The organism is Crenobacter oryzisoli (assembly GCF_030385785.1).
Taxonomy (GTDB): Bacteria; Pseudomonadota; Gammaproteobacteria; order Burkholderiales; family Chromobacteriaceae; genus Crenobacter_A; species Crenobacter_A oryzisoli.
Genome location: NZ_JAUEDK010000028.1, coordinates 39,470 through 62,426, shown reverse-complemented (window position 1 = coordinate 62,426; position 22,957 = coordinate 39,470). Strand labels below are relative to the sequence as shown.

Genomic DNA, 22,957 nt, shown 5'->3' with positions numbered 1-22,957 from the left:
GTTTGTGATCGTCGATGGCCATCCGATCCACAAGGCGAAGCTGGTCAGGGACTATGTGGAGAGCTTGGAAGGCAAGCTCAACCTGTTCTACTTGCCGCCTTACTCGCCGCAACTGAATCCGGACGAGCAGGTCTGGGCGCACGTGAAGCGCCAGGTATCAAAGCGTCTGGTGCAAAACCATGAGGAAATGAAGCGGCTAGCAATCGGCGCCTTGCGTCGAATCCAAAAGCTACCCGGGCTGGTGAAATCGTTCTTCCGCCAGCCTGAGTGCCAATATGCCTGCCAGTGACAATACTTTTGCAAAGCTTAGTAACAGCCAAGCTGCCAATTAAATACGCAATCTATGGAAAACGTTGGTTGTTCATGGCTTTCTGGTTGGCAACTTGGCGCCGTCAACAAAACTCAGCGAAGCGGTTTCGGTCGTGCAGTGCGGCCGATTGCTGTTCTCGCGCACTCAACTGCACAGGTAGCCTGCTTTGGACGCACCTGGGTTGGTAGAATGTCGACCCACTCTACTTGCCTCCGTTTCCATGCGCCTTCTGCACACCTCCGACTGGCATCTCGGCCAGCACTTCATCGGCAAGACCCGCCAAGTCGAGCACCAGGCCTTCATCAACTGGCTGCTTAAACAGGTGCACCAGCATCAGGTCGACGCGGTAATCGTGGCTGGCGACATCTTCGACACTGGTGCCCCGCCTAGCTACGCGCGCGAGCTGTACAACCGGTTTGTGGTCGAGCTGCATGGTGCCGGGGCGCAACTGGTGCTGCTTGGGGGCAATCACGACTCGGTCGCCACGCTGAACGAGAGCAGGCCGCTGCTCGCTTATCTGACGACGCACGTGGTCCCGGCCGTTGCCGACGATCCGGCCGAGCAGGTGCTGGTACTGCCCACCCGTAGTGGCAGGCCGGGGGCCGTACTCTGCGCAGTTCCGTATCTCCGTCCGCGTGACCTGTTGCAAAGCCAAGCAGGCCAGAGTGCCGAGGAAAAACAACAGTCACTGCAGGAAGCCATCCATCGCCATTATCAGACGGTGTACGTACTGGCCTGCGCCAAGCGCGACGAACTGGGCCTCAAGCTACCCATCGTCGCCACAGGTCACCTCACCACCGTTGGTGCCAGCGCCAGCGAGTCGGTGCGCGAGATCTACGTCGGTGCACTGGAGGCGTTTCCGACCAGTGCCTTTCCACCGGTCGACTACATCGCGCTCGGCCATATCCATCGTCCGCAGTTGGTCGGCGGCCTCGAACACATCCGTTATTCCGGCTCGCCGATCCCGCTGAGCTTCGACGAGGCACAACAGGAAAAAACAGTGCTGCTGGTCGACCTCGATGAGCAGGGGCTGCAGGCTGTCACGCCACTACCAGTCCCGCGTTTTCAACCACTGGCCGCGGTAAAGGGCACGCTCGCCGAATTGGCCGAATCCATCCCCATGCTCGCTTCGCAGAGCACGGCAGAACAGCCTGTATGGCTGGAAGTGATGGTCAGGGGCGACGATTACCTCACCGACCTACAAGGCCGCATCGAGGCGATTACCGACGGTCTACCGGTCGAGGTGCTTCGGTTGCGCCGCGAGCGCGGCAGCGCTTCGTCCAACCTTCAGAGCAACACTCGCGAAACGCTGGACGAGTTGACCCCATTCGACGTGTTCGCCAAGCGGCTGGAGCAGGAAGAGCTCGCCGACGAACTGAAACAACAGCTGACCGGCCGCTATCGCGACATTGTCGCCAGCCTCGCGGAGGGCGCAGCATGAAGATCCTTACCCTGCGTTTGAAGAACCTCAACTCGCTCAAGGGCGAATGGAAGGTTGACTTCACCCAGCCGCCGTTCAAAGACAATGGTCTGTTCGCGATCACCGGCCCCACCGGCGCCGGCAAGTCAACCCTGCTCGACGCGATCTGCCTGGCGCTCTACCACGAGACTCCACGGCTCAAGACCATCTCGGCCACCACCAATGAGATCATGACCCGCCACACGGCCGACTGTCTCGCCGAGGTCGAGTTCGAGGTGAAGGGCAAGGTCTACCGCGCGTTCTGGAGCCAGCGCCGCGCCCGCGACAAGGCCGACGGCGCGCTGCAGGCGCCCAAGGTGGAATTGGCCGAAGGCGACGGCACCATTCTCACCAGCCAGATCAACGACAAGCTGCGCCGCGTCGAGGCGATCACTGGTCTCGATTTCGCCCGCTTCACCAAGTCGATGCTGCTGGCGCAAGGCGGTTTCGCCGCCTTCCTCAACGCCAGCGCCAACGAAAGGGCCGAACTGCTGGAGGAATTAACCGGCACCGACATCTACGGCCAGATTTCGCAGCGAGTGTTCGAAGAAGCCCGCGCCGCCCGCCTGCGGCTCGAGCAGCTGAAGGCTCGCGCCGACGGGGTGGAACTGCTCGACGAGGCTCAGCGCACCACGATGCAGACCGAGATCACCGCCTTGGCCGAGCGCGAGCAACTGACTCAGGGCGAGCTCGAACGGGTCCGCCTGCAACGGCAATGGCGGCTCGATATCTCCCAAGCCGAGCAGGGAGAAGCCGAGGCCCGGCGGCAAAGCGATGACGCCGATGCGGCGATTCGTAACGCTAGCACCGAGTTGCAGCGCCTGGCTGCCAGCGGGCCGGCTGAGGCGATCCAGCCGCATTACCATCGCTGGCAACAAGCTGAGGCGCAATGCCAGGTGGCCGACGCCCGCCTGCGGGTGGCACAGACCACGTTGATCGAAACCCAGCGCCAGCTGGTTGAGCAGCACTGGCAAGCGCGCAGCCTATCGGTGCAGTTGGCTGAGCTGGCTCAGAGGCAGTGGCAACAGCTGGACGACGAGCGCCGGCAGTTGGCCGAACAGCAGGGCGCCAATGCGGCACATGCGCAGTTGGGTGAACTGCTCGGTGGCTGGACCAGCCGCTTCGCGCAACTGGACCGGCTGCAGCAGGAACGGGACGAACAGCGCCGCCGACTCGCCGTGGACGAGCACACTTTGACCGAACGGGCAGAGCAGATCTCCCGGCAGCAGCACACCTCCGACGGCCTCGCACTTGAGTTGGCTAGCACCCAGCAACAGGAAGCCGCCGCCCAGGAAACGCTGGCGCACCTGCTGGCAGGGCAGAGCCTGGCCGCACTGCGCGAGCAGTGGCAGCAGCAGCTCCGGCGCCAGCAAACATGCCAGCAGCTCGAAGCCCTGGCAGCGCAACTGCGTGGGCTGAGTGCCCAATGGGCGAAGCAACAGGAGCAAAAGGCGGCCGCCGAGGCCGCGGTCGCGAAGCTCGAACAAGCCCGCCAGCACCTGCGCGACGGCTATCGCCGCCTAAAGGAACAGGTGGACGACAAACGCCGGCTGTTGGAGCAGGAACAGCGCATCCAGAGCCTGGAGCAGCACCGCGCCCGCCTGGTGCCAGGCGAGGCCTGTCCACTCTGCGGTTCGCACGAACACCCGGCCGTGGCCGCCTACCAGGCGCTCGATGTGTCGGCAAGCCAGGCGGCACTCACCGAGAAGGAAGCCGAACTCGAGGCTGTGCGGGAGCAGGGCCAACAGACGACCACAAAATTGGCCGAACAGCATACCTTGTTCAGCCAACTGTCCGAACAGCAACAACAGACCCTGATTCAACTAACGGAGCGACAACAGGACTGGCTGCCCCGCGCCGAGCATGCCGGCCTGAAGGCGGATGACTGGCAACAAGATGCTACCCTTGCGGGTCTGGTACAAGAGAGCACCGAAGCCGTCGCCCGCCTGGAGCAGGCCCTTCAGGCCGCCGATCAGGCCGAGCGGATCGTGGTCGAGACCCAACGACAGCGCCAACAAGCGAGCGATATGGTCGAGGCGGCTAATCGCCAGCTCGCCCTGCTTCAACAGGCGCAGCAAGATGGGCAGCGCCATCTGGAGGAAGGTCAGGGCCGGTTGGGCACTCTCGACCAGGAGCTGGCAATGCAAGGACAGCAGCTCGCCTCCAACATCGCCGCCTTGGGCTTTGCCGCAGCGACCGAGCCCGAGGCCTGGCTCGCCGAGCGTCGCGCCGACTGGCAGCGCTGGCAAACAGGGCAGGCCCGCCTGCAAGACCTGGCCGAAGCATTGACCCGTCAGCAGGCGATCCGTGACCACGCTGCCGCCGACTCGGCCGACTGGCAGTCGCGCTGGCAAGCGCTGGGCGAGCCCGAGCCGGTCTGTCTGCCGGCCAACCCCAATGCCGCAGCGGCGTTGACCGACTGTCGCACCAAGCTCGATGGCATCAAGCGGCAGGCCGACCAACAGCGGGGTGGCATCGCCCAGCTTGAACAGGCGCTGGCCGGCTGCCGCCAAAGCTATGAAGAAGTCCTCACAGTCTGGCAGGCCGCGCTCGAAGGCAGCCCCTTTGCCGACGAGGCTGCCTTCGCCGCCGCATTGCTGCCGGTCGAGGAACGTCGCCGTCTAGGCGAACGACAAAAGCAGCTGCAGGAGGACCGGCAACGGACCCAGGCTTTGCTGCAGGCTGCCGGTGCCCGGCTCGCGCAACTGTACGAGCAGGCTACTACCGACACGAGTTTGGCCGAACTGGAGCAACAGCACGCCGAACTCGACGCCCGCCGCCAGGCATTCGCCCAGCAGCTCGGCGCCCAACGCGCCTTGCTTGCCAACGATGACGAGCGACGCGGCCGGCAGCAGGCACTGCTCGATGAGATCATCCGTCAGTCGGCCGAAGTGGAAGTTTGGCAGCACCTCGATGGCCTGATCGGTTCGGCCAAGGGGGACAAGTACCGCAAGTTCGCCCAGGGCCTGACGCTAGACCATCTGGTGCACCTGGCTAACCGTCACCTCGACCGCCTGCACGGTCGCTACCTGCTGCAGCGCAAGTCAAGTGGCGAGCTGGAGCTGGAAATCGTCGATACCTGGCAGGCCGACGTCTGCCGTGACACCCGCACCCTGTCCGGCGGCGAGAGCTTCCTCGTCAGCCTCGCGCTGGCGCTGGCGCTGTCGGACTTGGTCAGCCATAAGGCCTCGATCGATTCGCTGTTCCTCGACGAAGGCTTCGGCACGCTGGACAGTGACACGCTTGACATCGCGCTAGACGCGCTCGACACTCTCAACGCCAGCGGCAAGACCATCGGCGTAATCAGCCATGTGGAAGGGCTGAAGGAGCGCATCGCGGTGCAGCTGCGGGTGGGCAAGGGCAACGGCATGGGGGTGTCGACGCTCAGCATTCACGGCTAGCCGGTGCCAGCGTTTCGGCCGACGTTGAATGTTAGCCGAACGCCGTTTTCGCATTTGCGCACTGGCGGGTCACCTCCCGATGCGAATCGGAATACGTCGCCGCCCGAACTGCCGGTCGAAGCGGCCAAACCGCCCCGCAATCGGCGTGGAGCATTCGGAGCATCGGCCTCCCTGAGTTAGGCGGTAGTGTTCGATGTCATGCCAGTCGCGCACGATGAGCGGCGCGCGACATACCGGGCAATAGGTCGTGGCACCATCGGTATCATGAACGTTGCCCGTGTACACGTATCGCAAGCCCTCTGAAATAGCGATCGCGCGCGCACGAGCGAGTGTAGAAGGCGGTGTCGGTGGCACGTCGCTCATCTTGTAATCGGGGTGAAACGCCGTGAAATGCAGCGGCACGTCGCGGCCAAGCTCGTTCGCGATCCACTGCGTCTCGGCGCGAATTTCGTCGCTGCTGTCGTTCTTACCGGGAATGAGCAGCGTCGTGATTTCGAGCCAGACATCGGTTTCATGCTTCAGGTACTGGAGCGTCTCCAGGACCGGCTGCAAGTGGGCCCCGGTGAGCGTCGCGTAAAAGTCGTTAGTGAAGGCCTTCAGGTCGACGTTCGCCGCATCCATCTTCGCGTAGAAATCGCGCCGGGCTTCTGCCCCCATATAGCCAGCGGTCACCGCCACCGTCTTGATACCCCGCTCATGGCAGGCATCGGCCACGTCCATCGCGTATTCGGCGAAGATCACCGGGTCGTTGTAGGTAAAGGCCACGCTTTTGCAGCCGTTGGCCGCGGCCGCCTTAGCGATGGCGTCGGGCGCGGCCTTGGCAGCGAGCGTTTCCATCTCGCGGGACTTGCTGATGTCCCAGTTCTGGCAGAACTTGCACGCCAGGTTGCAACCGGCCGTGCCGAAAGACAGAACGCTGGAACCGGGGTAGAAGTGATTGAGTGGTTTTTTCTCGATCGGATCGATGCAGAAACCCGATGATCGGCCATAGGCAGTCAGGACCATCTGGTCGCCGACCCGCTGGCGCACAAAACAGGCGCCGCGCTGGCCCGCGTGCAGGCGACAGTTACGAGGACACAGGTCGCATTCGATCCGTCCATCCCCCAGGAAATGCCAATAACGGCCAGGGTAATGCGCATCCTTCATGGCAGTGGCAGCGTGACGGCTGCTCTCCCAAACGGCTTGGGCCCGTGGGCAACCCGCCAGCCTCTATCCAACGCAACGGCCCCACGTGCACTCATTATCCGCCGGGTCTAGCCAATCTACAGCGGCTTCCCCGACTGACGGCGGACAAGCGTTGAAGTGAAGAAGAGGGATTCTGCCCAACATTGGCAGACAGGACGCAAAGGGTGCAGCATCCACAGGCGGGGCGCTGCACCACGGATGGCAGCCGCTCAGTGCGCCTTGAGCTTGAAGTCGCGCAGCACCTCGCGCGCCGCATTGTGCCCGGGCGCGCCGGTCACGCCGCCGCCGGGGTGGGTGCCCGAGCCGCAGGTATACAAGCCGGGAATCGGCCCACGGTAGTCGGCATGCCCCAGCATCGGCCGCGCAGAAAACAGCTGATCCAGTCCCAAGGAGCCGTGCATGATGTCGCCACCGACCAGGCCAAAGGTACGCTCCAGATCGAGCGGACTCATGATCTGCCGGCCCAGCACCGATCCCTTGAAGTTGGGAGCGTAACGGGTGACGGTGTCGATCATCAGATCGGCCACGGTTTCGCGGTGCTCATCCCAACTCGAGCCATCCGGCAGTTGTGGTGCCACATGCTGGCAGAACAGGCTGGCGACGTGCTGGCCGGGCGGGGCCAACGTCGAATCGAGCGTGGACGGGATCAGCATTTCGACGATGGGTTCGCGCGACCAGCCATCGGTACGCGCATCGTGATAGGCGCGCTCCATATAGGCTAGGCTCGGAGCGATGATGATGCCGCTGCCGTGATGCTCGGCAGCCTGTTTGCCGGGCAGGCAGGTGAAGTCAGGCAGTTCAGACAGCGCCACGTTCATCCGGAAGGTACCGGAACCGCAGCGCCAGTTCTCCATGCGGCGCAGGAAGTCGTCCGGCAACGCCGACGGATCGACCAGCTTGGTATACAACAGGCGCGGATTCAGATTGGAAATCACCACACGCGCATCGAGCCGTTCGCCACGCGCGGTCACCACACCGACCGCGCGCCCCTTTTCCAGCAACACCTCGCGCACCGCGCTGTCGGTGTGGATCTCTACCCCGCGCGCCGTCGCCGACTTAGCCATCGCCTGCGTAATCGCGCCCATACCGCCGATCGCGTGCCCCCAGGCTCCTTTCTTGCCGTTAACCTCGCCGAAAACATGGTGCAACAGTACGTAGGCAGAGCCGGGCGTGTACGGGCTGGCATAGTTACCAACTACGCTGTCGAAGCCGTAGGCCGCCTTGATTGCCGCGCTCTCGAACCAGCCGTCCAGATAGTCACCGGCCGATTTGGTGAACAGATCGAGCAGTTCGCGCTGGGTCACCACGTCGAGCTTGCGCATGCGGTTGCCTAGGCGGCCGGCCTTGAGCAGCTCGGGCAGCGCGCTCAGCCAGCTGCCTTGCACCAGATTCGGCGGCGTTTCCAACACCAGCTCACGCAGCAGGTCGGCCGCGACATCCAGGTGCTGCGCGTAGGCGTCCAGCCGCTCGGCATCACGCTTGGAGAATTTCGCGACCTCGTTGGCGGTCTTGCCGGCGCCGACCTTCAGATACTGCCCATCGTCAAGCGGCAGAAAATTGGACAGAGGTCGCTCCACAATGCGCAATCCGTGCTTGGCCAGCTCCATGTCGTGAATCACCTTGGGATTGAGCAGCGACACGGTGTACGACGCCACCGAGTTGCGAAAGCCCGGATGAAACTCCTCGGTGACCGCCGCCCCACCGACCACGCCACGCCGCTCCAGCACGGTCACCTTCAGCCCGGCTCGCGCCAGGTAATGAGCACAGACCAGACCGTTGTGGCCGCCTCCCACGATGATTACGTCGCGCATGTTCTTCTCCTTGTCTTGGGAAGACTCATTGTCCGGGGCGACTCGGCAAAATGCATTATGCATTGCGACGAACCGCAGGATAATATTGATCGAATCGACGAAATATCAGGCAAAACGCAAACATGGACCCGACTGATCAGCGGCTGCTCGCGCTGCTGCGCGAAAACGCGCGCGCCTCGACCGCGGAGCTTGCCCGCCAGCTCGAGCTGTCCCGCACTACGGTACAAAGCCGCATCGAGCGTCTGGAGCGCACCGGGGTGGTGATCGGCTATACCGTGCGCACCAGCGCCGACCACAATGCCGGCCAAGTGCGCGCACTGGTGATGATCACCGCAATGCCAAAGCTGACTCCCACTATCGAGATTGCGCTACGGCGCATCGCTCAGGTTCGCACACTGCACTCGGTGAGCGGCATCTATGACTTCATCGCCGGGCTTGAGACAGGCTCGGTGGCAGAGCTGGACAGGCTGGTGGACCGCATCGGCGCGCTGGATGGCGTGGAGCGCACCACCACCGCGATTGTGATGACCACGCGTATCGATCGCTGAGGACTATCTGCGGAATGCCTCCTGCCAACTTCCGGGGCATCGCTGCGCACCGTATTTTTCCCGAGTTGGCCATGACTCGTGAGATGGCATTTCCTTGCGTCAGGGTTGGTTGACGTCCTGCTTCTTCTGCTTGGACATCATCAAACCGGCCATTCCGATATCGGCAACATCGCCCGAATGGAAAAATCCGAGAATCGGTCCCCAGTAACGATCCTGGTCTTGGGGTGTGATCGCGGCATCATGAGTCAAGGCATCCAGCATCACCAGTCGATGCGGGCTTGTCACCGCCTTACTCAACCGAACGGCCTGGTGCCAATCCAGCACCTCATCGGCACGACTATGGACGATCAGGACCGGGGACTGGACAAGTCTCATCCGAGATTCGTTGTCCCAAACATCGGGCAACAACCAAGCAAGCCATTTCGGCATCAGGCCCACGGCGATAGTTGCTTCTCGGGCAGAGGCGAACCCGGAGGCAATGACCACACCATTTGGGGCAGGGTGCAAGTCGGGGAGAATATCCAAAAGCACGGCGGCACCGAGCGAAAAGCCCAGCAGGTAGTGGCGGCTAGCCTGCGGGGTAAGTGCCATGAATCGCTGGTGGGCGCTTAGTCCATCCTGATCGAGATGCCGCACAGACGGTGCGCCGGTACTCGAGCCGTAGCCGCTGTAGTCGAACACAAACGAGGAAACGCCGTTCTCATAGAGCAGCTTCTGGACATAAGCCCAATCCGCAACATTCTCCTCATCGCCATGAAAGATCAGAACGGCTGCAGCCCCCAGGCGCGGTGCCTGCACATAGCTGCCATGAAGCGCCCGATCACCGCTGTGGAAAACGATCTGTTGCGACGGAACCCCCAGTTTCTCCGGTGTAAGCGTGCCACGCGGCGTGGTAGTGAATGCTTGGCGCTCAACGAGAAGAAAAGCGCTGTAGCGGCCGACGCTGACAAGCAGCGCCAAGCCGATGAGAATCACGAGGAACAGGCGAGTACGCGTCATTGAGATTCCCCAAAATGGGGTGCATTCCAACGAAACAGGAACGCTGCTTAACTGACAGGGCGGCAGTTGCAAGGGGCGCGTCACATTGTTTCTATCTCAGATTTGTAGAACGATTTTGACGGTCTGTTAATTGATTTGATAGGCCCCTGCGGCGCATCATTTGTATGTGCATAGGGAGTAACAACCAGCAATGCACCGGCACCCAAACCATGCACGTAACATCGGTCTTGCTATAATCCTTCAAACCCATTGACATAGCCGACCTGCGCCGAAAGGCAACAGCCAAGCACCCCCGGTGCCGGCAGGATGGCTCAAGGTGAGACGAGGTGTTTCGTGGCAGCAACCAAGATCACATCGCAAAGCACACCACCTACCGGCCCAGCTGTGTCGTCGGGCAGTTCCTTTCATATCGCCTTGCGGGTTCTTCCCGAGCAGCAACGCCTGGCCATGTCCGAGATCTACGCCTTTTGCCGCGCGGTCGACGACATTGCCGATGGCACCGGCTCGCGGGCCGAGCGTCTGGCCGGCCTGCAGCAGTGGCGTACCGACATTGCCGCCTGCTATGCAGGTGCCGCGCCACCCGCTCAGGCTGGCCTGACGACGCAAATTGGCGGCTTCGGCCTGGCGCAAGAAGACTTTATTGCCATCATCGACGGCATGACCATGGACGTGGTTGCCGACATCTGCGCGCCGGATGAGGCAACCCTCGATCTGTACTGCGACCGCGTCGCCAGCGCAGTGGGCCGTCTGGCCGTGCGCGTGTTCGGACTCGACGAGGTGGCAGGCCCAATGCTCGCTCACCATCTCGGCCGGGCTCTTCAGCTGACCAACATTCTTCGCGACATCGACGAAGACGCGGCCATCGGCAGGGTCTATCTCCCGGCCGAGGCCTTGCATGCTGCAGGCATTGCGCCGGGTGAACCGCATCGGATAGTGGCTCATCCCAATCTCGGCCAAGCCTGCATGGCACTGTTGAGCAAGGCGCAGGCACATTACGATCAGGCCGATACAGTGATGGCCGGCTGCCAGCCCGATCTGGTGCGCTCACCCCGTATCATGTCCGAGGTTTATCACGGCATCTTGACCCGCTTGGCGGCTCGCGGCTGGGGCGCCCCCCGCACCAAGGTACGAGTGCCGCGCGCGCAATTGCTGTGGATAGTGTTGCACTACACAATCGGCCGACCAGGCTGGTTCTCCCGATTAGCGGCGCGTCCGGCGTAATGCCTGGCAATCCGCGCAGTGAACGAGAGCGCTTCGACCGATGGACCAAACGACCTTTTCGCCAATACGGCAAGCAGTCATCCCGCCTCAAGCACGTGATGCCGACACGGCACTCGAACAGGCACTGGACGCGTTGTTGGCACATCAGCGCGATGATGGCCATTGGCTATTCGAGCTAGAAGCCGACGCCACCATCCCGGCAGAATACGTGCTGCTGGTGCACTACCTGGGCGAAACGCCCGACCTGCAACTGGAAGGGCGCATCGCGAGCTATCTGCGCCGCATCCAGAATGCCGACGGCAGTTGGCCGCTTTTCCATCAAGGGCAGGCCGATATCAGCGCCAGTGTTAAAGCCTACTTCGCGCTGAAGATGATCGGCGATGCGCCGGAAGCGGAGCATATGCAACGCGCGCGAGCATCAATCCTGGCGCAGGGCGGGGCAGAAGCGAGCAATGTATTCACTCGGACACTGCTCGCGCTGTTCGGCGTGATGCCCTGGCAGGCAGTGCCGATGATGCCGGTGGAAATCATGCTGCTGCCGCAATGGTTTCCCTTTCATCTGTCCAAGGTGTCCTATTGGTCGCGAACCGTACTGGTGCCACTGCTGGTACTGAACAGCCTGCGGCCGCAGGCACGCAACCCACGCGGCATCGGCATCGACGAATTGTTCGGTCGCCCCCGCCAGACCGTACGCCTGCCGCGCAAAGCACCGCACCAGCGATGGCTATGGTTCGGGGCATTCCGCTGCCTCGACGCCGCGCTGCGCGCGTGCGAGCCCCTGTTTCCGCGCCGGACGCGCCAACGGGCCATTGAGCGTGCAGAGCGCTTCGTGCGCGAACGGCTCAATGGCGACAACGGTCTCGGTGCCATCTTTCCGGCCATGGCCAATGAGGTGATGATGTTCGAGGTGCTGGGCGTACCGCGCACCGACCCCTCCGTGATGCAGGCTCGCGCCGCGATCGACCGCCTCTTGGTCGTGCGAGAGCACGAAGCCTATTGCCAGCCCTGCCTCTCACCAGTCTGGGACACCGCGCTGGCTTGCCATGCACTACTTGAGATCGGCAGTCCGCGCGCAACGGATGCGGCGGCACGCGGTCTTGCTTGGCTGCGCCCGCTGCAGGTATTGGATGTGAAAGGCGACTGGGCGGTGCGACGACCGCACCTGCGCCCGGGCGGCTGGGCATTCCAGTATGCCAACGCACATTACCCGGATGTGGACGACACCGCCGTGGTGGCGATGGCGCTGCACCGGGCGGCGTATGCGGTGGACAACAAGGGGCAGAACGGGCAGCCACCAAGCGCCGAAAGCATCGCGCGTGCCGCCGAATGGGTCACCGGAATGCAGAGCCACAACGGCGGTTGGGGCGCGTTCGAGCCGGAAAACACCCATTTCTATCTGAACAATATCCCCTTTGCAGACCATGGCGCGCTGCTGGACCCACCAACCGTGGATGTCTCGGCGCGCTGCCTGTCGATGCTGGCGCAACTGGAGGGCGGGGCGACAGGACTGTCAGCACAGGCAGCTCTGCGCTATGTACTGGCCGGGCAGGAGGCAGACGGTAGCTGGTTCGGCCGCTGGGGGACCAATTACATCTATGGCACTTGGAGCGCTCTGTGCGGGCTCAACGCCGCGGGCCTGCCTGCCGATGCACCCGAAATGCGGCGCGCAGTAGACTGGCTAATCGGCATCCAGAACGAAGACGGCGGCTGGGGGGAAGACGGCGACAGCTATCGGCTGGACTATCGTGGCCATATGCCGGCGCCGAGCACGGCCTCCCAGACCGCGTGGGCCTTGCTCGGCCTGATGGCCGCCGGCGCAGCAGGGCATGAGTCGGTGACGCGAGGGATCGATTATCTAGTCCGGACCCAGGAACCCGACGGCAACTGGCCGGAAGAGCGCTTTACCGCTGTGGGCTTCCCGCGCGTGTTCTATCTGCGCTATCACGGCTATGCCCATTATTTCCCGCTGTGGGCGCTGGCACGCTACCGCAACTTCCGGCAGGACGGAGCTCGTGCAATAGCGTGGGGCCTGTGAGCGCAGCCAGCGTAGTAGTGGTGACCGGCATGGCTTTCGAGGCCCGCACTGCCGCAGGTACCGGAGCGGAGGTTCTCTTTGGGCTGCGCGCCGGCGCGCTTGAGCGCGCACTGGCCGTGCGTCTGAGTTCACCGTGCGCCGGCGTGATCAGCTTTGGCGTGGCGGGTGGACTGGACGCCGCCCTTGTCCCAGGCACAGTGGTGGTGGCAAAGCGCATTGTCGATGGTGAACACGGTTTCGATACCGACCAAGCCTGGTCCGCAGCCTTGCGCGCAGCGCTTCCTCAGGCAGTGTACGGGGCCGTAGCGGGCAGGGATGCCGCCGTAGCCGACGTGGCAGATAAGAGGATCCTGCACCGTATGAGCAGTGCACTGACGGTCGACATGGAGTCGCACATTGCAGCGCGCGTGGCTCAAGCCGCCGGTGTGCCATATACCGCATGCAGGGTGGTGATCGACCCTGCCTGGCGGTCTGTTCCTTCATCTGCGCTGGCTGGGATGGGGAGTGATGGCCACACCGACATTGTCGCCTTGCTGCGCGATCTTGGCGAACAGCCACGCCAGTTGGCAGGCCTATTGCAACTGGCGCGAGACGCTTTCACGGCCCGATCAGCCTTGCATGCGGCACGCCGGGCTTTGGGGGAAAGGTTTGCCATGCCGTAGCAGGGGCGTCGCTTGTCCTCAGCTCATTCGGTTTAAGAGCAGCCGCTGGCAGTGCAAGGAAGCAGCGGGTTTTGCAAAGCTAAACCCGGCGTCGTGATCCTGCTTGTCGCTGAAGCCGGTACGCAGCTGGCACGGTAAAGCCGAACCGTATTGGACAGGTTGGCGACGCTGAACTCGTTTCTTACTTGACAGGTGTTGCTTCGGTATTGCCACTGCCTTCGTGATCAGGCATTGGGTTCGGTGTTTTCCCCTCCGCTTTGACTCCTTCCGTGGCAGGCGCTGCCTCGATGGCGTTATCGTCTTCGCGGGCCGGCTGCTTGGCAGGAGCATCCCCTTGCGGTGTCGCCCCTATTGGCAAGCTCTTGGAAGGGCCGTCGCTCTCATGCTCTGGCGGATTGGCCGGACCGGTCCCAGCTGGTTTCGTCCCTTGCGTGGTTGGCACCGTCTCAGTGTCACCATAATCTTCGTATTCAGGCAGCTTGGCCGGGCCTTTCCCTTCTTGGAGCCGATAGCGTCGCTGCTGCAAATAGGCATCCCGCACAAAGGAATACTTGTCCAGTGCCGCCTCCGCTAACAGATCGGTGGCCCCCAAAAGATTGGTACGGGTGTTGACGAAGTTAGCGCCGAACAGCGAATTGCGCACCGCTGGCTCCGTGTAAGTAGTCGGATCGAGTTGGAAATCGGCGGCCAGCCCCAGACCATCGCGAATCGAGCTGGGACCGAATAGCGGCAACACCAAGTAGGGGCCGGACTGGGCGCCCCAGGTCCCCAGCGTCAGGCCGAAATCCTGCGGGTGCTTATGTAGCCCGGCAGGCGTGGCGATGTCGATCAACCCGCCAAGGCCAAACACCGTGTTCATCGCCACCCTCATGAGGCTCTCCATCGCCGCCTCACCCTTGCCCTGCAGCAGGTTGTTGACGGTGTTGCCTATATCGCCCAGGTTGGAAAAGAAGTTGGTGATCGCCGTGCGCACCGGTTGTGGAGTGACTGCCTTGTATCCCTTGGCAACCGGCGTCGCCACATACTGGTCGAGCTTGTCATTTGCTTTGAAAATGGTGCGGTTGAGTGGTTCCAGAGGGTCGTTTGGGTTGGCTGTTGGCCCGGTGGCGCAGCCGGCCAGCAGCGCTGACAACAACAAGAGCAAAGCGCAAGCGCTTCGGGTTCGTGTAGAGGAGGGTCCGTAACGAAGTGGTGGGAAGATCATCGGCAATTATTCAGCGGCGTGGATGGAGCTGGCAGGCCGTTCGACGCGGCCCTCCCGTTCGTTGCCGGCCGAGCGGCTCTGCTTCCGCCCAGTATTTTTGGGGCCTGCTGTGCGGGCTGAAGGGCGTGGCTTACCCATCAGGATGGGCTGGAAGAAAACAGCGCCGATCAATGTGCATGCCAGGGCCAGGGTCAGCAGCTTGCCCATGCTGGAGGTGCCGGGATGCTGCGATAGCCACAGGCTGCCGAAGGCGGCGGCGGTGGTGGCCGCGCTAAACAGCACAGCGTGGGTGAGGCTGGACTGCAGCAGATTTGTGTGCCCTGTTCGCCAAGCAATCACATAGTAGATCTTGAAGGCCACGCCGACGCCGAGCAGCAGCGGCAGCGCGATGACATTGGCGAAGTTCAATGAGATGCCGAACACAACGCATAGCTCCAATGTCACCACGGTCGAGACCAGGAGGGGCACCAAGGTGCGAAGCACATCACCGAAACGCCGCAGGGTGATCCAGAGCAGCAGGGTGATCGACAGCACTGCCCATGCGCCGGCCTGAGCGAAAGCGGACATGATGGTGTCGGCAGAGCCCCGCACGGAGATCGGGCCGCCCGCGGCTGAGGGCTCTGCCCGCAACACTGCAGCGATAAAGCGATCCAGTGCCGCCGGGCGGTCCGGGCTGTCCGCACGCGGCAGTTTGGGGCTGACGCTGACCAAGGCCCGCCCATCAGGGGTAAGCCAGTCGTGTACCAGCTCAGGCGGCAGGCTCTGCCGGCTGACCGGTTGCGCCTGCAAGGCGCGCTGCAGTGTCCCTAGCGCTAGCCGCAATGGTAGCGCCACTGCCCGTTCGGCACGGTCACGCGCGGCCGCATCGGCAGAGGCCAGCTTTCGCAATGCCTTGGCCAGCCTTTCGCTGGGCTCAGCCCCCGGTCCTGGATGGTCCTCGGCGGCGAGTTCTAGCTGAGTGGCCAGTCGTCTGAGCGCGGCCACTCGCAGCGTGTCGCTGGCAGGGCTAGCGGTAGTCTGACCTAGCACCGGGGCAAGAACCGCTGCGGCAGCAGCAATACGTTCCAACTTGGCTGGCTGTTGCTCCGGAATAAAGTCTTGCAGAGTGACAACGCGCGCCACCTCAGGCAGGGATTTAAGCCGCTTCGCCACGAGCTGCGCATCGGTCAGCGACGGCGCCAGCACGCTGACATCCTCGGTGCCGACCTGCGGTGCGTCCTTGAGCGCGAGGAGGGTGGACATGGATTCCGAGCGAGGGTCCTTCAGGCTCAGTGGATCGAAGTCAAAGCGCAGATGTGGCAGTAGTGGCGTACCCGCCAGGATCGCCGCACAGGTGAACAACAGCACAGACTTGCGATGCCGATCGAAGAAGCGGTCAGCTGGCGCAAGCCAAGGAAAGCTAGGTGTCCTGGATTCGCCTGCCGGGCACAGCACGTGGATCAGTGCCGGCAGCAGTGTGACCGTGGTGGCAAACGCCACGATCATGCCGACACCGGCAATCTGGCCCAGCTCTGCCACACCGCGATAGTCGGTGGGCAAGAAGCTGAAAAAAGCGACGGCGGTAGCTGCTGAGGCCAACGCTAGCGGTACGCCCACCCCCTGCGCGGTCAGAGCCAGTGCGTTTGGGAGGTAGTCATGGTGGTGGCGTTCGGCTCGGTAGCGTATGCCGAACTGAATGCCGAAATCCCCCCCCAGCCCGACAAACAACATAGCGAAGGCCACCGAGATCATATTGAGCGCCCCCACCATGGCGAGGCCAAGCGCTGCGGTGATCACCAGTCCCGCAAACAAGCTAAGCAGCACAGCAACGATCAACTTGGTCGAGCGCAGCGCCAGCCACAGTATCAGCACTACCACCAGAGCCGTCAGCACGCTGTTGAGCACCGCCCCATCTCTCACCGAAGCGAATTCGTCGTCCGCCAGTGGTTGCGGGCCTGTCAGGCGTACCGTAGCACCAAAACGCTCCTTCAAACCCAGCTGCGCGGCAGTAGCACGAATGGCTCCCGATGCGGCCGCGCCAGCCTGCAGGTTGCTAAAGTTCAACACCGGCCGGACAGTGACGAAGCTACTGGTCATGGCATTGCCGTCTGCACTGAGAAGCACGGGGTGGCTTGCCTTCTCTTGGGCGTCAAAATCGGCCTGGGACGCGGCGAGGGAAACCCAGGAGAGCGCGGCGGGTTTGCCTGCCACCCCCTTTTCTATCGTGGTGGCGCTGCGGTCCAACAGGCCGGCCATATCGCCCAGCTTGACTTGGCCGAGCTGCAACGGCAATGCCAAGGTAGTGGACAGCGTGTCGGCCAAACCGCGCAGGGTAGGGTCATGTGCCAGCGTGTTGATCAACGGGCGTGCCTGCACCAATTGCGTACTCATCTCGTCAACGGTCTTGGTCGGCAAGAAGAGCAGGCCGGCGCGTGCGAAGAAGTCGCCGCCGCCTGGCTGACTCACAGCAAGGAAGTGCTGCGTCTGCCCGCGCAGGGCATCGGCCAGGGCATCAGCAGCCGCCTCCGCCAGCTCAGGGGCTGGTGCCTGGACGACAGCCAGGATTTGTTGGTTCCGCTGCGGGAAGGCCTTGCCGATGGCTGCGTCGCGCTGAGCCCACGGTGCATTCACGTCGAGCAGGCGGTCAATGTCGGTATTGATGGCGAAGTGCTTCGCCACATAAACGCCGCTGGCCAAGCTCAGCAAGAGTGCGACCAGGATAACGGCCCATGCACGGCGGGTAGCGAAACGTACGAGGCGGGTAATCAGTAGTGTCAGCATAGTGGCTAGCCGGCTCGGGTTGTGAATACGTTGCGGTGGCAAGAAGACCTGCAACCGAGCCATCGCTGGCCGTCGTATTGCACTGGGCTATACTGCCTTCGCTGTCCATTCTCGCGTGCCACGTGGCGGCCAACGTTCTTCTCATCCACCACTTTGTCCCCCAATCGCATGAATACACACGGTTTTGTTTCGCTGCTTCCTCTTGCCGCCGTAGCTGTGGCATCCACAGCTCAAGCGGCCCAGCCTACTGACCGAGCCACGCCCGAACGGCTGGTGCAGGCTGCGGTGGAGGAGGTGATCGGCACCATCCAGGCCAATCCCGAGACCCGCGCCGGCGACCTCGCCAAGATTACTGCGGTGGTACAGCGCCAGTTCCTGCCTTACACCGATTTCGAGCGCACCACACGCTTGGCAGTGGGCAACGCTTGGCGAGACGCCACGCCAGAGCAACGCAGGCAATTGTTCGAGCAATTCCAGACCCTGCTGGTGCGCAGCTATGCGTTGTCGCTCGCACAACTGCGCGAGCAGAACGTCAAGTTCCGCTACAAGCCGGCACAGTCGGGTTCGAATGCGACCGACGCGGTGGTGGAGACGCGCGTACTGAACAATGGCGATGAAACCCAGATCGACTACCGGCTGCAGCGCACCCCCGCCGGCTGGAAGATCTACGACATCAACATGATGGGCGCCTGGCTGATCGAGGTTTACCGTAACCAGTTCGCGGACATCCTCGCGCACGGCGGCGTGGATGGGCTGCTCAAATACCTGAGCCGTCACAACGCCAAGCAGGCGGCCGGCACCTGAATCCATGGCGGCGCCCAAGAGGCGCCCGTTCTGCTGTGCCCATCGCAGGCCACTCACGATGCGCGTTCCGTTGGGTTGCTGCTACCTTGACGGCTCTTGCCATCGCGCTGCCAATGGCGCAGTTCCAGCCAGTGCCATGACAGCAACGCGGGCACGCCGAACAGTACTTCTCGTGCACGCTTGACCAGTGCTAGCGACAGCGAGACATCCGGACCGATACCGAGCAGATGGCCCAAGAGCAGGACGACCGCCTCTTGCACCCCGAGCCCGGCCGGTACGAAGAAGGCCATATGGCGCACCGCCTGAGTCAGTGCTTCGATCGCCAACGCTTGCCAGAAGGGCACGGGGTGGCCCAGCAACATCAGTGCGAACCAGACTTCGAGCGAGCCAGTGACCATGCCGGCGAACTGCCAGCCCAATGTCTTCAGCAGCACTTTACGGTGCTGGTTAAGGGCGCGGATTTGAGCATCGAGCCGGACCCCGTCGACCATTGCGGCGATCCGGTGATCTTCACCAAACAATCGATGGGCCGCCCCTTCCAGTCGCTCGAATAGAGCGCTATGCCGTAACGACAACGCAAACAACACAGGCACCGGCAGCGACAGCAGCAGCCCAGTCAGGATCACCCAGCCGTGTGCACCGGCCTGCATGGCGGCCAACAGCATCAGCACGCCCAGTGCAGAGAAAAGATACTGGGTGAATAACGTGACCATCACCTCGACTACGATGCTGGCGGTAACCGCAGTGACATCAGGCACGCGCAACCGCGTCAGGCGGATCCCCACCAGTTCACCGCCGACGTTGGCGGTGGGCAGCAGGCGGTTGACGGCTTCGCGCACGGCGGCCACCCACAACAGGAAACCCAGGTCCGCACGGCCGGCTGGGTCGAACGGGGCCAGCAGGTTGCGCCAGCCCTGTGCGTCCAATACCAGTGGCAGCACATGCAGTGGCACCAGCAGAAGCAGGAGCCAGCCTCCCTGGGCCAGGATGTGGGCTACGTCGGCTATGCCCTGATGCACGACCAGGGCAGTGAGACCAAGCAGGCCGATCAGGCCGGTCAGATAGGCGAGGCGCTTCATCGTCATGTCATGTCCAGTGCCAGCATGTCGACAAAACCGCCGCGCCTGGGGGCTATCTCGTCGAGCAGAGCCCGCACACGCGGCGACAATAGCGCTGCCAACTCGTCGGCATGACGATAGCCCGTCATGGAGGGCGACACGTATGTGCCGGATTCCACGGCCGGGTGCATATAGATCTCGACCACTCCGGCAGGCAGCCGGGTCAACGCCTCAAGCAGAGTCGATTCGTCCATGTCACCACTGTCGGCGATGCCCACCACGTAATCATTGTGGGCGATACCGGCCGCCCCCAGGCGACGGCGCAGCAGTGCCAGCCAGGGGCGCAGCGACAACGGAGCACCCGTCTCCAGGGGCAAGCGCATGGCGCGTAAGCCGAACTCGCGGCCGATGCTCAGGATCAGCGACAGCACTGTCGGATGCAGGTGGAAGTGCTTGTGTGCATTGACATGGTCAAGCGGCAGGCCGGTGGCTGCATAGGCCTCGAACTGCGCGCGAATCTCGGCGGCGAGTTGCCGTCGCACATGGGGCAGAAAGAAGAAGCGACAGCCATCCCACGCCATGGCCGAGCCAAAATGGCCCTGAGCATCGACCAGGTCTGGGATCATGGCGTGGGGCAGCACGGCGGGGCCATCGGCGAGCACGATGTGCAGCCCTACGCGCAGGCCAGGCAGCCGACGGGCACGCGTCACCGCGTCAGCCACGGCAGGTGCGCCCACCATCAGGCTTGCAGCATTGAGCACGCCATCGCGGTGCGCCAACTCCACTGCCTTGTTGACGGCCGGGTGCAGACCGAAATCGTCGGCAGTGATGATCAGGCCTCGCGGCAGTGCCTTTTTAGACAGGTGTGTCAGAATCAGGCCTCATGCGAGTGGAGGAAACGGAAGAACTCCACGCCTTCGCGCAAGCGCCGTTTCGTCATGTCCCAACTGCCCAGCATTTCAAGCACGATCTCCCAGATCTTGCTGGGGCGGAAATAGAAACGCTTATAGAAGGTTTCTACGCCGTGATAAATCTCCTCCTTGGACAGATGCGGGTAGCTGATGGCGGCCAGTTGCACCCCGCTGTCGTTGACGAGGTTGATGACTTTATTTTCTTCCAGCCAGCCGTTGTCTACAGCTTGCCGGTACAACGTGGTGCCAGGATAGGGGGCCGCCAGAGAGACCTGAATAGTGTGCGGGTTGATTTCCTTGGCGTATTCGATGGTCTTTTCGATGGTTTCGCGCGTTTCACCGGGCAAGCCAAGGATGAAGGTGCCGTGGATAGTGATGCCAAGCTTGCGGCAGTCTTCGGTGAAGCGGCGTGCAATATCGGTGCGCAGCCCCTTCTTGATGTTGTGCAGAATCTGGTCGTCGCCAGACTCGTAGCCCACCAGCAAGAGGCGCAGACCATTCTCCTTCATGATCTTGAGCGTGCTGTAAGGCACGTTGGCTTTGGCGTTGCATGACCATGTCACGTCCAGCTTGCCCAGGCCCCGTGCGATTTCCTCCGCGCGGGGCTTGAAGTCGGTGAAGGTATCGTCGTCGAACATGATCTCCTTCACTTCCGGCATGTTCTCCTTGATCCACTTCACCTCGGCAATGACGCTCTCGGCCGAGCGAGTGCGATAGCGGTGTCCGCCCACCGTCTGCGGCCATAGGCAGAAGGTGCAGTGAGAGCGGCAGCCGCGGCCCGTATAGATCGAGACGTAGGGGTGCTTCAGGTAGCCGATGAAGTAGTTGTCTATCTTCAGGTCGCGCTTGTAAACCGGGGCGACAAAGGGCAGCTCGTCCATATTCTCGATCATCGGGCGCGGCCCGTTATGAACGATCGAACCGTCGGGCTGCTTGTAGCTCAGGCCGAGTATCTCCTTGAGGGACCGGCCCTCGGCGACTTCCATGCAGGTGTAGTCGAACTCCTCACGGCAGACGAAATCGATGGCAGGGCTGGCGCCCAATGAGCCAGCCGGGTCCACCGCAGCCTTGGCGCCGACCATGCCAATCATTACCCCAGGCTTGCGCGCTTTTAGCTCCTCCGCGAATTTGGCATCCGTGGGAAAAGAGGGAGTGCTGGTATGGATGATGATCAGGTCGTAATCGACGGCGATATCCAGCGTCTGCTTCACGCCCAGCCCATCGGCGGGCGCGTCCAGCACGCGACTATCCGGCACCAGTGCGGCCGGCTGGGCCAGCCAGGTGGGATACCAGAACGACTTGATCTCGCGCTTGGCCTGGTAGCGCGAGCCGGCTCCGCCGTCGAAGCCGTCAAAGGAGGGGGCCTGGAGAAACAGAGTTTTCATAGCGTCCTCTGGGGCATCGCGCCCCTGGCTGAATGCGAGGGTGGCTGGGAGCTGACTGTATCTTGACCAACAGGGTCGGACACGCCGATCTCAGGCGTCGGCACGGAGGCCGCCTGAGCCAGGTCCCGGACCGACAGGACTTGCTCGCGCCAGCGAACGCGCGAACCGCATAGCGCAACGGCCCATTCGGCTAACAGCAAAGCGTCGCGTAGCGGTGCACGCAACGCAGCACCGAAGCTGCCTGCCAGCAGGCAGCGCGCCAGAATGCCGGCCAACGCTACCGCCACTACCGCTGGCAACGGTGCGAATGCCAGGCTCAGCAGCAGTATGGGCCAGGTAAACGTAATGAAAGTGAAAGCAAAACCGACCGGGTTGAGCGAGCGGATGGTGCGCAGCCAGCGCACTTCGTGTAACCACAGCGCCCTCAGGCTGGCCTCGGTGACATCCGTGCTGACCATGACATCCGACAGCACCGTGGTAAGCCCTTGTCGTCGCGTCAGCTCTCCCAGCCAGTAGTCATCGGCCAGCCGTCCGGACAGCGAGGTGAAGCCACCAATAGCCGCGAGCGTATCGCGCCGCAGCGCGATGGTTGCGCCAAAAGCGAAGCTTCGGGAACCACCGGCGTGTGCAATACGTACCGAGGGTGCGAACCAGTCGTCGATGAACTGTGCGCCCAAATGCGCCCAAAAACCACCGACTGCGCGCCCTCGGTAGAGGCACGTCACCACGCCGGTACCCGGTTCGGCAAGCGGTGCGGTCACCCGCCGCAAGTAGTCTGGCGTCACGGCGATATCGCTATCAGCGATTACCAGCCAGTCATGGCTCGCTTGTGGCAGCAGATTGATCAGGTTGCTGACCTTGAGATTGCTGCCATGCACGTCTGGAGAGATCGTCAGGGCAATATCGCAAGCGGGAAAATCGGCCCGCAAGCGCCTGATCACTGCGATCGCAGGATCGTCTGCATCGCGCACCCCGAACACGATTTGATACTGGGGATAATCCTGCCTGCACAGTATCGCCAGGTTTTCATACAGCCGTGGTTCGCTGCCGCACAGCGGTTTGAGCACACTAACGGGTTGCTGAACGGCAGTGGAACGGGGCCCGTTCTGAGGACGCCGACCAAGCCATGCGGCCAGTGCTGCGTAGCTGGCCGACACACCGCTCAGCGCGATGCCTAGGAGGATTGGCCAATCCGGCACCATCG

Annotated in this window: 17 protein-coding genes; 8 read left to right on the top strand and 9 right to left on the bottom strand. The window is 62.6% G+C overall.

All coding sequences use genetic code 11. The features are described from left to right. The 3 genes from QU481_RS15260 to sbcC all read left to right on the top strand — a co-directional run. The coding region (locus QU481_RS15260) for a transposase (protein WP_289828758.1) at positions 1–289 on the top strand (289 nt) is incomplete at its 5' end. A 241-nt stretch (positions 290–530) separates the two neighbouring features. Then, entirely contained in the window at positions 531–1,751 is a 1,221-nt protein-coding gene (sbcD, locus tag QU481_RS15255; protein WP_289830924.1) for an exonuclease subunit SbcD, read from the top strand. Further along, positions 1,748–5,170, top strand: coding sequence for an exonuclease subunit SbcC (sbcC, locus tag QU481_RS15250; RefSeq protein WP_289830923.1), 3,423 nt, complete (start codon positions 1,748–1,750; stop codon positions 5,168–5,170). The genes sbcD and sbcC overlap by 4 nt, the downstream gene beginning before the upstream one ends. A gap of 69 nt (positions 5,171–5,239) precedes the next feature. Here sbcC and amrS read toward each other — a convergent pair whose 3' ends face one another. Further along, positions 5,240–6,316 (bottom strand): AmmeMemoRadiSam system radical SAM enzyme, encoded by a 1,077-nt coding sequence (gene amrS / locus QU481_RS15245; RefSeq protein WP_289830922.1) that lies wholly within the window; start codon positions 6,314–6,316, stop codon positions 5,240–5,242. 248 nt (positions 6,317–6,564) lie between these two features. Continuing rightward, the gene (locus QU481_RS15240; RefSeq protein WP_346432443.1) at positions 6,565–8,166 is read right to left on the bottom strand and encodes a phytoene desaturase family protein; all 1,602 of its coding nucleotides are present in this window, start codon (positions 8,164–8,166) and stop codon (positions 6,565–6,567) included. A gap of 122 nt (positions 8,167–8,288) precedes the next feature. Between QU481_RS15240 and QU481_RS15235 the strand changes: the two genes are divergently transcribed. Then, positions 8,289–8,714: an Lrp/AsnC family transcriptional regulator gene (locus QU481_RS15235; RefSeq protein ID WP_289830920.1), complete on the top strand. Its 426-nt coding sequence runs from the start codon at positions 8,289–8,291 to the stop codon at positions 8,712–8,714. A gap of 99 nt (positions 8,715–8,813) precedes the next feature. Here QU481_RS15235 and QU481_RS15230 read toward each other — a convergent pair whose 3' ends face one another. Beyond that, a complete protein-coding gene (locus tag QU481_RS15230) occupies positions 8,814–9,713 on the bottom strand; it encodes an alpha/beta hydrolase (protein ID WP_289830919.1) in 900 nt (299 codons plus the stop codon). Between the two features lie 306 nt (positions 9,714–10,019). Between QU481_RS15230 and hpnD the strand changes: the two genes are divergently transcribed. From hpnD to QU481_RS15215, 3 genes are read left to right on the top strand one after another with little or no spacing between them, the layout of a single operon-like run. Beyond that, positions 10,020–10,934, top strand: coding sequence for a presqualene diphosphate synthase HpnD (gene hpnD, locus QU481_RS15225; protein WP_289830918.1), 915 nt, complete (start codon positions 10,020–10,022; stop codon positions 10,932–10,934). Between the two features lie 40 nt (positions 10,935–10,974). Beyond that, entirely contained in the window at positions 10,975–12,969 is a 1,995-nt protein-coding gene (gene shc / locus QU481_RS15220) for a squalene--hopene cyclase (RefSeq protein WP_289830917.1), read from the top strand. Further along, the gene (locus QU481_RS15215; protein ID WP_289830916.1) at positions 12,966–13,631 is read left to right on the top strand and encodes a phosphorylase; all 666 of its coding nucleotides are present in this window, start codon (positions 12,966–12,968) and stop codon (positions 13,629–13,631) included. Before shc ends, QU481_RS15215 begins: the two co-directional genes overlap by 4 nt. 181 nt (positions 13,632–13,812) lie before the next feature. Here the strand turns inward: QU481_RS15215 and QU481_RS15210 are convergent, their stop codons facing one another. Continuing rightward, positions 13,813–14,775, bottom strand: coding sequence for an MlaA family lipoprotein (locus tag QU481_RS15210; RefSeq protein WP_289830915.1), 963 nt, complete (start codon positions 14,773–14,775; stop codon positions 13,813–13,815). 66 nt (positions 14,776–14,841) lie between these two features. Then, entirely contained in the window at positions 14,842–17,595 is a 2,754-nt protein-coding gene (gene hpnN / locus QU481_RS15205; RefSeq protein WP_289830914.1) for a hopanoid transporter HpnN, read from the bottom strand. A gap of 273 nt (positions 17,596–17,868) precedes the next feature. Between hpnN and QU481_RS15200 the strand changes: the two genes are divergently transcribed. Then, positions 17,869–18,399, top strand: a complete 531-nt coding sequence (locus QU481_RS15200) for an MlaC/ttg2D family ABC transporter substrate-binding protein (RefSeq protein ID WP_289830913.1) — start codon at positions 17,869–17,871, stop codon at positions 18,397–18,399. A 53-nt stretch (positions 18,400–18,452) separates the two neighbouring features. Here QU481_RS15200 and QU481_RS15195 read toward each other — a convergent pair whose 3' ends face one another. The 4 genes from QU481_RS15195 to hpnI are packed head-to-tail and all read right to left on the bottom strand — an operon-like array spanning position 18,453 to position 22,955. After that, complete coding sequence (locus tag QU481_RS15195) at positions 18,453–19,484, bottom strand: lysylphosphatidylglycerol synthase domain-containing protein (protein WP_289830912.1); 1,032 nt, start codon at positions 19,482–19,484, stop codon at positions 18,453–18,455. Continuing rightward, the gene (hpnK, locus tag QU481_RS15190; protein ID WP_289830925.1) at positions 19,481–20,287 is read right to left on the bottom strand and encodes a hopanoid biosynthesis-associated protein HpnK; all 807 of its coding nucleotides are present in this window, start codon (positions 20,285–20,287) and stop codon (positions 19,481–19,483) included. Before hpnK ends, QU481_RS15195 begins: the two co-directional genes overlap by 4 nt. Positions 20,288–20,331: 44 nt before the next feature. After that, entirely contained in the window at positions 20,332–21,753 is a 1,422-nt protein-coding gene (gene hpnJ, locus QU481_RS15185) for a hopanoid biosynthesis associated radical SAM protein HpnJ (protein WP_289830911.1), read from the bottom strand. After that, positions 21,750–22,955, bottom strand: a complete 1,206-nt coding sequence (hpnI, locus tag QU481_RS15180; protein ID WP_289830910.1) for a bacteriohopanetetrol glucosamine biosynthesis glycosyltransferase HpnI — start codon at positions 22,953–22,955, stop codon at positions 21,750–21,752. The genes hpnJ and hpnI overlap by 4 nt, the downstream gene beginning before the upstream one ends. Between the last annotated feature and the right edge of the window lie 2 nt (positions 22,956–22,957).